The 13,395-nt window shown below is 61.8% G+C and carries 11 protein-coding genes; 10 read left to right on the top strand and 1 reads right to left on the bottom strand.

What is annotated here, in order from left to right; genetic code table 11:
- The first annotated feature begins 54 nt into the window (after positions 1–54).
- From ACIU1A_RS20005 to ACIU1A_RS19960, 10 genes are all read left to right on the top strand, one after another.
- Positions 55–795 carry an ABC transporter permease gene (locus ACIU1A_RS20005; protein ID WP_224619722.1) on the top strand — a complete coding sequence of 247 codons (741 nt, stop codon included), beginning with the start codon at positions 55–57 and terminating at the stop codon, positions 793–795.
- A gap of 13 nt (positions 796–808) precedes the next feature.
- Entirely contained in the window at positions 809–2,566 is a 1,758-nt protein-coding gene (locus ACIU1A_RS20000) for a hypothetical protein (RefSeq protein WP_404925079.1), read from the top strand.
- Positions 2,563–3,333, top strand: coding sequence for a hypothetical protein (locus ACIU1A_RS19995; RefSeq protein ID WP_404925078.1), 771 nt, complete (start codon positions 2,563–2,565; stop codon positions 3,331–3,333). Before ACIU1A_RS20000 ends, ACIU1A_RS19995 begins: the two co-directional genes overlap by 4 nt.
- Positions 3,330–5,078, top strand: coding sequence for a dipeptide ABC transporter ATP-binding protein (locus ACIU1A_RS19990; RefSeq protein ID WP_404925077.1), 1,749 nt, complete (start codon positions 3,330–3,332; stop codon positions 5,076–5,078). The genes ACIU1A_RS19995 and ACIU1A_RS19990 overlap by 4 nt, the downstream gene beginning before the upstream one ends.
- Positions 5,079–5,102: 24 nt before the next feature.
- Positions 5,103–6,659 carry an aldehyde dehydrogenase family protein gene (locus ACIU1A_RS19985; RefSeq protein ID WP_404925076.1) on the top strand — a complete coding sequence of 519 codons (1,557 nt, stop codon included), beginning with the start codon at positions 5,103–5,105 and terminating at the stop codon, positions 6,657–6,659.
- 88 nt (positions 6,660–6,747) lie between these two features.
- Positions 6,748–8,622: a helix-turn-helix domain-containing protein gene (locus ACIU1A_RS19980; protein ID WP_140498493.1), complete on the top strand. Its 1,875-nt coding sequence runs from the start codon at positions 6,748–6,750 to the stop codon at positions 8,620–8,622.
- A 112-nt stretch (positions 8,623–8,734) separates the two neighbouring features.
- Positions 8,735–9,748, top strand: coding sequence for a flavin reductase (locus ACIU1A_RS19975; protein WP_140498492.1), 1,014 nt, complete (start codon positions 8,735–8,737; stop codon positions 9,746–9,748).
- A gap of 4 nt (positions 9,749–9,752) precedes the next feature.
- A complete protein-coding gene (locus ACIU1A_RS19970) occupies positions 9,753–11,264 on the top strand; it encodes an aldehyde dehydrogenase (RefSeq protein WP_404927974.1) in 1,512 nt (503 codons plus the stop codon).
- Between the two features lie 42 nt (positions 11,265–11,306).
- Positions 11,307–12,389, top strand: a complete 1,083-nt coding sequence (locus ACIU1A_RS19965; protein WP_140498491.1) for an LLM class flavin-dependent oxidoreductase — start codon at positions 11,307–11,309, stop codon at positions 12,387–12,389.
- A 16-nt stretch (positions 12,390–12,405) separates the two neighbouring features.
- A complete protein-coding gene (locus tag ACIU1A_RS19960) occupies positions 12,406–12,720 on the top strand; it encodes an NIPSNAP family protein (protein ID WP_140498490.1) in 315 nt (104 codons plus the stop codon).
- Here the strand turns inward: ACIU1A_RS19960 and ACIU1A_RS19955 are convergent.
- Complete coding sequence (locus ACIU1A_RS19955) at positions 12,706–13,368, bottom strand: cysteine hydrolase family protein (RefSeq protein ID WP_140625452.1); 663 nt, start codon at positions 13,366–13,368, stop codon at positions 12,706–12,708. The two genes, ACIU1A_RS19960 and ACIU1A_RS19955, sit on opposite strands and share 15 nt — an antisense overlap.
- Positions 13,369–13,395: the final 27 nt, after the last annotated feature.

The following is a 13,395-nucleotide window of genomic DNA, read 5'->3' as shown; positions in this document are numbered from 1 at the left end:
CCATTCCGATTGGTCCTTGGCCTGACGCTTCTGGTGATCATCACCTTGATCGCGGTGTTCGCGCCCTTGATCGCGCCCCTGCACCCGACCGCCACGACGGTAAACGTCCTCGGCCCGCCTTCGGCTGAAAACATCCTTGGCACGGATCAACTTGGCCGGGACGTGCTGTCGCGCGTCATCTACGGAACAAGGGTTTCACTGCAGGTGGGCGCTTCGGCGGCCATAGTGGCTGTGCTGATCGGCGCCCCCATTGGCCTGATCGCCGGATTTTTCCGTGGCTGGATCGATTTTGTCCTCGTCCAGATCATCGACATTTTCATCGCCTTGCCGGGGCTCGTTCTCGCATTGATCATCACCGCGATGCTCGGGCCATCGGTGGTCAACCTGGCGGTCACGCTGGGTGTCGTCACCGCGCCGACGGTCGCCCGGCTGGTTCGTGGTCAGGTCTTCGTCGTCCGGGAAATGGTCTTCGTGGAAGCTGCGCGCGCCACGGGCGCAAGCTCTTTCTGGATCATCCGCCATCATATCATGCCAAACACGATGCGCGTGGTGTGGGCGCAGTTCGCAATCAATGTGGCCTTCGCGATCTTCACCTCCGCAAGCCTCAGCTTCCTGGGGCTGGGCGTTCCTCCGCCGGCTCCGGACTGGGGCGGCATGGTACGCGACGGTTCGATGTTCCTGCCGATCCTGCCGCTGCTCAGCCTGGGGCCGGGCGCTGCCGTCGCCCTTACAGTTTTCACATTTTATCTTGTCGGGTCGAGCATGAACGAGGCCGCGTCCCGCAATGATCGCTGATTGGAACAGGGAAATGACGTCTAACCAGATCGAGCCGCCGCTGCCGGCATTCATAGAACAACGCCTGCAGGAGTTTGCCGGCCGGGAAGGTGCCCTGAAAGCGCGGCGATGGATGCGGCCGGCGGATGTTCTGATGCGTGTGGAGAACCTTCGCTGCCTCAAGGCTTCGCGCGTCAGTTTTGCCGATATGTTGTTGCGCAGGATCGTTCGCGAACGCTGGCAGATAAGGATGATCTCGGCGGAATGCGGCGATGACGGCGCGGCGAGATTCGTCTACCGGATCGACGCGGAAGGCCATTCCTTCTCCTATATTGCCCGAGCATATCCATGGGACGGAATCGAAAAAGTCGGACGCCGCTCCGATGGCGCGGACCGTGACATGTTCGGCGCGCTCTTCGTCAATCTTGCCAGCCAACAGCGTATCGAGCGGGAATTTGAAACGTTCGACATCAAGGCTGAAGGCCAGATGCGTACGGATTCGGATGTGGTCGGCTGGACCCCGGCCAATCGCAGCAGCCGGCATTTCGACGCCGTAGTCGAAGCACTGTCCCGCGGCGAACAGCCCGCCCCCGAGCTCGGCATCGCCTATCTCATGCGGAACGGTGGCTTTCAAAGCAGCGGCCGGAATGGCACGGTTTCCTATCCGGGCATTCCCGAGGGGCATCCGCTGGCGCACCCGTTCTTTGCGGATATCTTCGCCATCTACCTGGTGCGGCTCGTCTCCATCGATCTCGTCAATGCCGTGGCGCGGCGGCGCAATCCGGACGCAGCGCAGCTCGACATTTCGATCGCGCGCGGGCTTGGAATAGGCAACTCCTCAGGCCAGGGCATGTGCGTAGCCCTCCAGCGCTGGCCGCATTGGGTCGCCACATGGGTGACCGTACGCGAGGCGGCTCTTGGCTACGCAAAAAGCCTGCCGGTCGATGCGGGAAGCATTTCAGTTGTCCGCGGCTCGATAGAGAGCACCATCCGCATCTATGCGCAGACCGACCCACAGACGCAGGACTACGTGGTGGCCAACGAAACCATCATCGAGAACCTGACACGCATATCGGCAAGCCTGCGCGAAGGACAGTTTCGGTGCTGGGGCGACGTTGCTGCGCACGTCGCAGAAGTCATGGATGGCGAGACCAGTGAGCAGTTCCACAGCGTACTTCTCGACGTGGTACCGGACTTTTGTGACGCCATCGCGCCCTATTTCCAGATCGGCGCAGCCCGCAAGCGGCAATTGCAGCCAGCAATGACGGTCGCTGAATTGCGCGAGATCCTGCGCAGGAACTACGTCTGGGCTCTCACCGCCGACCGCACGCTTGCCGAAACCCATCAGCACTTCTGGTACCATTCGATCGACAATGGCGAACAAAGGCGCGGCGAGCGGGTCATCGACCCGCACGAGCGTTTCGAATCCTTCATCGATCATATCGGATTGATCCAGAGGCTGGCGGCGGTGCTGGTCAGCCGTGGTGACAAGGAGCGCGCCGGCGACGTCGTTCTCGACCATCCGGACCTGCATTACGCCATTTCGCGCGTGCAATATCTCGATGGCCTGCCCTATGTGGAAATACGCGATCCGCTCGCGCATCGCGATTTCGTCCCCGCCGATCTCATACGGTTTTTCCTTGCGTCGCTGGGCATTCGCGGCTCGACGCCGCTCAGCATCCGCTATGTGCGGGGCACTTTCTTCCAAGACCAGCCGCTGCCTTCGGAATTCCTCGAGCCTGACAGGCCGGGTTCGCGGGTTCGCAAGCACGAAAATGAGGTCGCCCTGTGAGCACGACCATGTTTGTTGCCTATTCCGAACTGACCCGCGTCCTGCCGTGGTCGCTCAGGGCGCTGGGCTACGCGTTCGGAGCCGCTGACCGGGGCGCTCATCTCGTCGCAACAGGTGCGGCGCTCGATCCGGCTATTCTGGATGAAATTCGCCACGCGGGACCGCGGCCCTCCCATGGCTTCCGCTATCGGAAATCGAACGGGCTCACGATGCTGGACGCCGCCGGCGTTTCATTTCTGGAAACGGGACCTGCCGCGATCGATGCTCTCGCCGCGCATGCAGGCGGCGCCAAATGGGAAATGTGCCGGATATTGGCGGCGACCGAGCTGTCGCTTGTTCCGGCCACGCTGGTCGGTGCGATGGACTACAATCTCTCCTCTATCGGCATCATCGCCAGGGATGGAACCTTCGACTGGCTGTTGGCTGAACCCGACGCACGGGGTGTGCTTTATTCGGGCCGGGGCCGGGATGCCCTGGCGGCGCTCCTCGGTGAGGACACGGCGGTTCTGGAATCGATCGACGCCGCCGGGCTGACGCCGGGCTGCGCGCTTCTCATGGTCAGCGCCCGCAGGCCTGAACTGAAGGCGTCCGGGCACGTTGCCGTTCGGCCTCGGGAAAAGATCGCCATGGCGCACCAGAAGGGCATTCCCCTGTCGCGCGAGACGCTGGATGCGCTGTACGCGCTCGAAATGCTCACCTGGGCTCCAACTTCGGAGCGCTCTCGCTCGCAGGCGGGCTTCACTGTTGCACCGGCGCCAAACTCATGAGTGAACGGAAATCCGATCCAGTGGTCGAGGTAAAAGGCCTCAACGTCGCTTTCGGCAAGCATCAGGTGGTGCATGATGTCGATCTGGCCATCCATGCTGGCGAGACGCTGGCGCTTGTCGGCGAGTCGGGGTCCGGCAAGAGCGTCACCTCCATGACGATCATGGGACTGCTTTCCGGCAATACCCAAGTGACCGGTTCGGTCATCGTGGATGGCCAGCAAGTGGTGGGGGCGTCGACATCGACATTGCGGCGGGTGCGTGGCGGCATTGCCAGCATGATCTTCCAAGAACCGATGATGAGCCTGAACCCGGTTCTGCAGGTCAGCACCCAAATCAAGGAAATGCTGCGCCAGCATCGACCCTTAAGCGATGCCGAGGCGCGGGAGGAGGGCATCCGGCTTTTCGACCGCGTTCGCATTCCTGACGCGCGGCGGCGGTTCAATGACTATCCTCACATGTTCTCCGGGGGGATGCGGCAGCGGATCATGATCGCCATCGCATTGGCGTGCTCGCCGAAGCTGCTTATCGCCGACGAGCCGACAACAGCGCTCGACGTGACGATACAGGCGCAAATCCTCGATCTCCTGAACGAGGTCCAGCGCGATACCGGCACCGCGATCCTGTTCATCACGCATGACATGGGCGTAGTGGCCAACATCGCCGACCGCGTCATGGTCATGCACAAGGGACGCGTGGTGGAGACGGGAGCAGTAAAGGACGTTTTCGAGCGTCCGCGCGAGGACTATACGAGGATGCTGATCGACGCGGTCCCCCGCCTGGGGCAAGGCGTCGCCCGCTCCTACCGCGCGCCCGCCAAGGATGCTGTGCCGAAGCCGGTTTTGAGCGTGCGCAAGCTGGTGACCCGGTTCGACGTGCGTGGCGGGGCGATGCGTCGCAAGGTGGGGCGTCTCCATGCCGTCGAGGGTCTGAGCTTCGACATCATGCCTGGAGAAACGCTGTCGCTGGTTGGCGAATCCGGCTGCGGCAAGTCGACGACCGGACGCAGCATCCTGTTTCTCAATCCTCCGGATTCCGGCGAGGTGGTCTTCGACGGACGCACGGTGCGGCGCGACAACAGGTCCGATCTTTCGGATCTCCGGCGCAATGTGCAGATGATCTTCCAGGATCCTTTCAGTTCCCTGGACCCGAAGCAAAACGTCGGTGCGATCCTGGCGGAGCCCCTGCTATGCCATGGGTTGGCGACCAGGGCCAAGGCCCTGGACAAGGCGAAACATCTTCTGGAGCGTGTCGGCCTCGAACCGTCGATGATCACCCGTCTTCCGCACGAGTTTTCCGGCGGACAGCGCCAGAGAATCTGCATTGCGCGGACCCTGATGCTCGACCCGAAGGTCATTATAGCCGACGAGGCTGTCTCGGCGCTCGACGTTTCGGTAAAGGCGCAGGTGATCGACCTGCTGCTTGAGTTGCAGGAGGACCTGCGGTTGTCCTACCTCTTCATCAGTCACGACATGGCCATTGTCGAACGTGTCAGCCACCGCGTGGCGGTCATGTATCTTGGCGAGATCGTGGAGATCGGGCCCAGCCGCGAGGTGATAGGGAATCCGAAACATCCCTATACCCAGAAGCTGATGGCAGCGGTGCCGAACCCGGCGCCGGCCGCGGACAGGCACCGCTTGATCGGCAAGCCGGTGACGGAATTGCCGTCTCCCGTGCGGCCGCTCGATTTCATTCCGCCGAAGCGGCAGCCTCGCGCGGTCGGACCCGACCACTTCGTGATCGAGTGACAAGCTTTAACGAGGGCGCTTCAGATGGACGCCCTTGAACGAATCCGGGCAAGGCGCTTCCCGATACCTATGGAGAATTCGATGAACACACATGCTGATCAGTTCCGAATTGGAGAGAAGGCGGCTTCCTTTTTACGCCAGGAGAAAAAACTCCTTATCGATGGAAAATGGGTGCCGGCTCAGTCCGGGAAGATTTTCGACACATATGATCCGGGCACGGGACGCATAATTGCACAGGTTCCGGAGGGCGGCGCCGCCGATATCGACAATGCCGTCAAAGCTGCGCGGCGGGCCTTTGAAGAAGGCCCATGGAGCCGCATCACGCCCAGCGAACGTGGACGTCTCATCTGGAAACTGGCGGATCTGCTGGAACAGAACGCCGATGAACTGGCCGAACTGGAGGTTCTCAACAATGGCAAGCCGCTTGCCAATGCCCGGAATTCCGACGTCGCGCTCAGCGTGGATATGTTCCGCTACATGGCGGGCTGGGCGACCAAGATCACAGGCGAAACCATTTCGATCTCTGCGCCGGACAAGTACCATGCCTTCACGGTGCGCGAGCCGGTCGGCGTCGTCGGGCAGATCATTCCGTGGAATGCGCCACTGCTCATGCTGGCCTGGAAAGTAGCTCCGGCGCTGGCCACCGGCTGCACGATCGTGCTCAAGCCGGCGGAGCAGACGCCGCTGACGGCGCTGCGCTTCGGTGAACTGGTCCAGGAGGCCGGCATTCCCGCCGGCGTGATCAATATCGTGACCGGTTTTGGACCTACGGCGGGCGCAGCGATAGCCTCGCACCCCCAGATCGACAAGGTTGCCTTTACGGGTTCCAGCGAGGTCGGCCGCATCATCGTCAAGGCTGCCGCGGGCAATTTGAAGAAAGTGTCGCTCGAATTGGGAGGGAAGTCGCCCGTCATCGTCTTTCCCGATGCTGACATGTCGGTTGCCATTCCCGGTGTCACGCAGGGCATTTTTGCCAATAGCGGCCAGGTCTGCACCGCAGGATCGCGGCTGTTCGCCCACAAGAAGGTGTTCGACCAGATCGTGGATGGGATCGGCCAGCGGGCGGGGAACATCCACGTTGGTCATGGCCTCAGCGAAGGCGTCCAGATGGGGCCGGTCATTTCCCCGGTCCAGTGCGACCGCGTCATGAGCTATATCGAGCAGGGCAGGAGCGCCGGTGCAACGGTGGCGTTTGGCGGCACGCGGATAGGCAATGAAGGCAACTTCATTGCGCCGACGGTGCTGACCGATACCCGACCCGACATGGCGGTGGTGCAGGAAGAGATTTTCGGTCCTGTCCTGTGCGCCATGAGCTTCGATGACGACGACCTGGAACAGATCGCGCGGCAGGCGAATGACAGCATCTTCGGACTAGCTGGCAGCGTCTGGACGCGGGACCTGAGCGTCGCCCACAAGATGGTACGGCGAATTCGCGCGGGCCGGATCGGGGTCAACGTACACGGCTCGGTGGACGCGGCGATACCCACCGGCGGCTTCAAGCAATCCGGCTGGGGCAGGGAACGGGGACAGGAAGGGCTGAACCTTTATACGGAGACCAAGTCGGTCATCATGTCGCTTTGAAGGCCTGCCAAACCTTTCGCGAACAGCCGGCAAGGTCGATCCTATCCATGCCGGCCATATGGCGGCGGCATGACCCCCGGTAACGAATATGACTGTGGCGCGCCATCGACCAGGAAGGCTATGTAACGATCGAGTACCGGCAAGCAGCGAGGTTCTGTTGAGCGCTTTGGATCGCCCGCTGTCACGCGTCCTGCGCGACGTGACCAGCCTCATCAATTCCAGCGTCGACCTCGAGACAACGCTGCAGCACCTTGTCGATGCGGCATGCCAGCACGATGCCTGGTCGATGGCGGCGGTGATGAGCATCGATCAGGCGGATGGCAATGCTGTGGTCGTGACCCGGCATGATCCTAGCCAGTTGACGAAGTCCTATCGCAACCGCTGGACGCTGGCGACAAGTCCATCCCTCATCGCGTTGACCCGCAATGATCCGGTGATCATTCGCGATGCCCAGGAGAGCATCGAATTTCCGGGCTATCGGGAAGAGGCAATCCAGCGCGGTTATCGCACTGTCGTGGTTTTGCCTCTGGGCTGCCGGGACATGGAAGACCGCGCGATGGTCTTGTCGGTGCAGTCGCGCGACGTTGTCGATCTGTCAGCGGCCGATCTCGCATTCCTGCAGACGATCGTCCATCTGGGCGCCATAGCCGTGGACAAGGCCCACAGGCTAAGGGCGGAACATGCTGCCGCCGCGCAACTCCAAAACGCACTTGCCGCGCATTCCTCCCTGATGCACCAGGTCCTGTCGGACGGTTCCGTCGCATCCGCGGCTTCCATGGTCGAAACCTTCCTGCCGAACGCAATCGTCGTGGTGGATCTGACTGCCAACCTGGTCGTTGCCGGACGTTCGCCCAAGCCGGACCTCATCGACACCGACCGCTGGCGCGAGGAGATGGACGATTGCATGAGCCGCCAGTTTCTCCGTCTTGCTCGCGATATCTCGGACCAGGCCGGGCTTGAGATGCGCAAGCTGTACCTGAACTGCGGCGGCCATCACCTCAACCTGCCGGCGGCGGTGGAGCCGTTGGTCGTGGATGGCAAGACGGTAGGGGCGCTGATCGTGTTTTCGCTCGACGCCAATTTCGGCGACCTCGATCATCTTCTTCTTCAGAGCGCTCGGTTCGCGCTCAGCGTCCAGTTGATGCGCAGCCATTTACGGTTCCAGACGGAATCGCAGACTTCCAGCGAATTGTTCATGGAAATCGTTTCCGGCAACTGGCGCAACGTGGACGATTTGACGGCGCGGGCGCGCCGGCTCGGCATTGACGTAAACGCCACCGCCAGACTGGTCGCGATCGGCCTCCCGGAAACTGTGCCGGAAAAGGGCAAGACCATACCCGAACTGCACCGCTCCATCATGCGGCTCGCCGGCCAATTGGCGCCGCAGGCGACCGCCGCCGCATTGGGCGAGATCATTCTGTGCCGCATTCCCGACGCGCCCCGCGACGCGGACACGGTGGTCAAGACGTTTGTGCGCAAGCTGATCGAGGAAACGCAGTGGCTGATCGGCACCAAGCCGATCATCGTGGCGGGTAAGACCTGTTCGAGCATTCACGACTATCCCCAGGCATGGCTTGAATGCGAGCGCATGATCCGTCTTGCCGTCCGCTTCAACCGTACCGGGTTGCTTGCGCCCCAGGACTTCGGTCCTTTTCCGCTGCTGCTTTCGGCGGCCGACAGCAAGGAAGTGAGGTCGTTCGTGGATATCGCCATTGGCGCGGTCGTGCGTCACGACGAGGCGCATGCAACGGACTATATCAGGACCCTGACCGTCTTTCTGGAGCACGGTTGCCGCAGCCAGGCCTGCGCGGACGCGATGGAATTGCATGTTACTACGCTTCGTTATCGCCTGAACCGTATCCAGGAACTGTTTGGCATCGAGATCGATTCACCCGAACGTCGGTTCGCGCTTGAACTGGCAATACGCCTCAACGAGACCATTGCCCGGGAGCAACCTGTCTGATGCGGTCTCTGCTTCGTGTCCTAGGAGTCTGACTGCCGCCTCTCCTGCGTAGAGCAGGAAGACCCTCTCTCACGTCCCTTTATCCTTCCACCCTCCTGGAGAGGCAGGACGCATGACGGACAAGAGGGAAAAAGAGCTGAGCACGATCGATCCAGTGGAACTGCGGCGAACGTTCGGCACCTTCGTCACGGGCATCACGGTGGTGACGACGCGGGACGAAGATGGTTCGCCGCGCGGCATGACTGCGAATTCCTTCACCTCAGTCTCCCTTGAGCCGCCGCTGCTGCTCGTCTGCATAGGAAAGAGCGCCAGCAGCTTTCCGGCATTCAACACGGCCGAAGGCTTCGCCGTCAACGTACTGCACGAGCGCCAGAAGGAGGTGGCGAGCCTCTTCGCCTCGAAGTCACTCTCCAAGTTCGAGACGATAGCCCATACTACCGTGCATACGGGCTCGCCGGTGCTCACCGACAGCCTTACCTGGTTCGACTGCACGGTGCATGACCGTATCGAGGCGGGAGACCATGTGATCCTGATCGGCCGGGTGCGTGCTTTCGGCACCAGCCCTGCCGCTCCGCTAGGGTTTTGCCGGGGGCGCTATGTCTGCGTGGAAGACCCGATGCCGCCTGGCTGGACGCCTTCCCATCGCATGATCATCGGCTACCTGGTCGAGCATGACGGCCGCATCCTGCTGCGCGACGATGGCGCCGGAGGCTGGGAACTGCCGACGGCAACGCACCGTAAGCCGGGCGACATGCTCAGCTTCGAAGGCGGCGGCGTGGTTGCGCCGCTCACCAGCGATGCGTTTCTCTATTCGGTCTTCGATGTGGCCGACCAGCAGCCCGGTTATGTCGTTTACCGTGGCGCGCTCGCGGGCCCGCCCGGCGAAATTCCGGATTTGTCGCCGTCGCTGAGGTTCTTTGCCCATGAAGAGCTGCCTTGGGACAGCATTCCGATCAGGCAGATACGCGCAACGCTGCGCCGTTACCTGCATGAGCGCGCGGACTCTCGCTTCGGGATCTACGTCGATTCCAGCGATGGCGGCCGGGTGGCGATGATAGACGGCGCCCCGCGTCCGTGGCGGTCGCTTAACGGCTTGGCCGGCGACCGAGAAACCGCGAAGGGATGAGATGATGGACCTGACGCTGAAAATGATCGAAGGATCGCGCCAGGATCTTTTCATTGCCGGGGAGCGCGTCGCGCCGCGGTCCGGCCGCTACATGCCGAGCTACGATCCGACGAACGCGGCGCCTTGGTATGAGGTTGCCGACGCCGGGGCGGATGATGTCGACGCCGCCGTGCAGGCAGCCAAAAGAGCGTTTCACGATCCGGCCTGGCGCAGGCTGACGCAGACGGATCGCGGCAAGCTGCTGCGCCGGTTGGCCGATCTCATCGCGGAACACGCCGATGAACTCGCGGCCATCGAGACGCGTGACAACGGCAAGCTTCTGAAAGAGATGCGTGTGCAACTGCGCGCGGCGCCGGACAGCTATCTCTATTTCGCCGGAATGGCCGACAAGCTGCATGGCGAGACCATACCGGTCAATAAGCTCGATATGCTGAACTTCACGCTGCGCGAGCCGATCGGCGTGGTGGGCATGATCTCGCCGTGGAATTCACCGCTGATGCTGCTGACCGGCACGCTCGCACCCTGCCTGGCAATTGGCAATACGGTCGTGGTCAAGCCATCAGAGCATACTTCCGCGTCCACCCTTGCCCTCGCCGAACTGATTGCAAAAGCGGGCTTCCCGGCTGGCGTTTTCAATGTCGTTACCGGCAAGGGCGCTACGGCGGGCGAAGCGCTGACCTTGCATCCCGATGTCGCCAAGATCGCCTTCACGGGCAGTACGGCAACCGGCCGCCGCATCGCCGCCAACGCTGCCAGCCGACTTGTTTCGTGTCAGATGGAACTGGGCGGCAAGTCGCCTCATGTCGTATTCGCCGATACCGACATCGAGCGTGCGGTGAACGGCGTGGTTGCCGGCGTGTTCGCCGCTGCCGGGCAGACCTGTATCGCAGGATCGCGCTGTTTCGTCGAAAAATCCATCTATGCCGCATTCGTCGAAAAGCTGGCGGATCGTACCAGGCGCGTGCGTATCGGCCATCCGACCGATGAGGACACGGAAATCGGTCCGCTGGCGCTGGCTGCCCAACTCGACAAGGTCGAGCAGTATGTGGACTACGGCGTCGCCGATGGCGCGCGGCTGGTTGCCGGAGGCCACCGGCCGCGGCGGGACGACCTCTCCGGCGGCTGGTATTACGAGCCCACGGTTCTGGCGGATGCGCGCAACGACATGCGCTTCATGCGCGACGAAATTTTCGGCCCGGTCGTGGGCGTCGTGCCGTTCGACAATGAAAGCGAACTGATTGGGCTTGCCAACGACACCCATTATGGGCTGGCGGCGGGTGTCTGGACCCGCGACATCGATCGCGCGCTGCGCTTTGCGCGCAACGTCGATGCCGGCACGGTCTGGGTCAATACGTATCGCTCTGCTGCTTACATGTCGCCCTCCGGCGGGTTCAAGGAGAGCGGTTACGGCAAGCGCGGGGGTTTCGAAGTCATGCGCGAGTTCTCCCGTGTGAAGAATGTCGTCATCGACTACTCCGGCGCCACGCAGGATCCGTTCGTAATCCGTTTGCGCTGACGCTCATCCGACGATTCCCTAATATTCGAAAAGGTCATTGTCATGAAATTTTCCGTTTCCCTGAACATGGAGAGGTTCAGTCCCGACAAGGATATGCGCCAGGTGGCGGCTGAGACGCTGGAACTGGTGCGTATGGCCGATGCCGGCGGCTTCGAGACCGCCTGGTCGCCCGAGCATCACACGATTGAATTCACGATCGCGCCCGGCCCGTTCCAGTTGCTGGTCTGGTGGGGAGCTCATACCGAACAGATCCGGCTTGGCACCGCCACCATCGTCGCGCCGTACTGGACCCCGATCCGTCTCGCGGGAGAGGCCGCGCTTTGCGATCACCTGACGGGAGGGCGGCTGGAATTCGGCATCGCCCGCGGCGCCTATCAGTATGAATTTGACCGTATGGCGGGAGGCATCCCGCAACAGGAAGGCGGCGCCTACATGCAGGAACTGCTGCCGGCAGTCCAGAAATTATGGGCAGGCGACTACGCCCACGAGGGTAAGTATTACCACTTCCCGCTGGCAACCTCGGTGCCGAAGCCCTTGCAGCAACCCAACCCGCCCATCTGGGTGGCGGCGCGTGACCCCGGCACATTCGATTGGGCGGTGCGCAATGGCCACAACATCCTCTCCACGCCGTTGTCGCGGCCGGTCGCGGAAATCGGCATTCTCGGCGACAAGTTCAAGAAGGCGGTCCAGGATCATCCCGAAGTGCCGAGACCGCGGTTCATGATGCTGCGCCGCACTTGCGTGTATGAACGTCCCGAGGACTGGGAACTGCCGGTTCGCTACAGCTATCAATATGGGCGCAGCTTCGAGAACCTGTTCCAGAACATCGGCACGGTGAAGAACGGCTTTCCTGAAGCGGTTTCTTACGACACCGTTGGCAACAGCGGCGACTACGATCCGCGGTCGATCCGCGACAATCTCCTTTTCGGCACCCCGGACGAGGTGGTCGAAAAGCTGATGGTCTATGAAGCGGCGGGCGTAGACCAGTTCTGCCTCGGCCTCGCCTTCGACCTGCCGTTTGAGGTGCAGAAGAAATCGCTGGCGCTGTTCATCAAGGAAGTGATGCCCGTATTTGCGATGCGCGAGAAGGAAGCGGGCAGGGAAAAGTCGCGGGTGATCGCCTGATGGGAGCTGTCGCGCCATGATTGTCGAGGAACGCATCTACAAGATAAGGGCCGGCCGTCTCGCCAGATACATGCAGCTTATCAGCGAGGAAGGCCTTGCCATCCAGCAGCCGATCCTGGGCAACCTGATCGGCTATTTCCGCACCGAGATCGGACCTCTCAACCATGTCGTGCATCTATGGGGCTATAGCGACCTGAACGACCGCGCCGAGCGGCGTCAGCGGCTGGCCGAAGATCCCGCGTGGCGGGCGTTTACCGTCAAGCTCACCGAGAATATCGAAACGATGGAAAACCGAATCCTGATCCCGACCGATTTTTCACCGCTGCGGTAGGTTCAAGACCTCGCTTCCCGCTTGCCCGACCGCGAAAGAATCCAGGAGCCGGTCCGTGGTCATGACCCAGCCGTAGTTGCGTGCGAAAGCATCGAGCATGGCCTGCCGGCTGGGCGGATGGTTGGAAGAAACAGCATCCTCCACCACAATCGTGGGATAACCGAAATGCACGGCGTGACGGCAGCTATCTTCGACGCACATCTCCGCTACCGTGCCGACGAATACCAGACCGTCCACCGCAAGCAGCTTGAGCGTCTTGGCAAGATCCGTGGCATGAAAGGCGCTGAAATAGACCTTGTCCAGCACGATATCGCCATCCTGTGGCGCAAGCTCGTCAATCACCTCCGCGGCATCCCGCATGCCCTCGACATCGCCGTAGGAGCGCATGAAGCCTGGTACGCACGCATGGGTCGGCGCATCGGTCAGCTTGATCCAGGTCAGCTTGCCGGCGAGGGCCTGATACAGGGAGTCGGCAACGTATCGCGTGAATACCACCGGCTTGCCGTTGCCGCGAAACGCCGCAATGAGTCTGCCGATCGAAGGTATGGTTTCGCGCGCGGATGCAACCTCCATCGGCGCATGCCTGCGCACGAAATCGTTCTGCATGTCCACGACCATGAGGGCAGGGTTTTTAAGCGAAGCCAGCACGCCGTTTCTCCATACAGGCGTCCCGGA

It is taken from the genome of Mesorhizobium maamorense, from assembly GCF_044998965.1.
In the GTDB taxonomy this organism is placed as follows: domain Bacteria; phylum Pseudomonadota; class Alphaproteobacteria; order Rhizobiales; family Rhizobiaceae; genus Mesorhizobium.
Note: the sequence above shows the minus strand (reverse complement) of the source record. Positions and strands in the feature narration are given on the sequence as shown.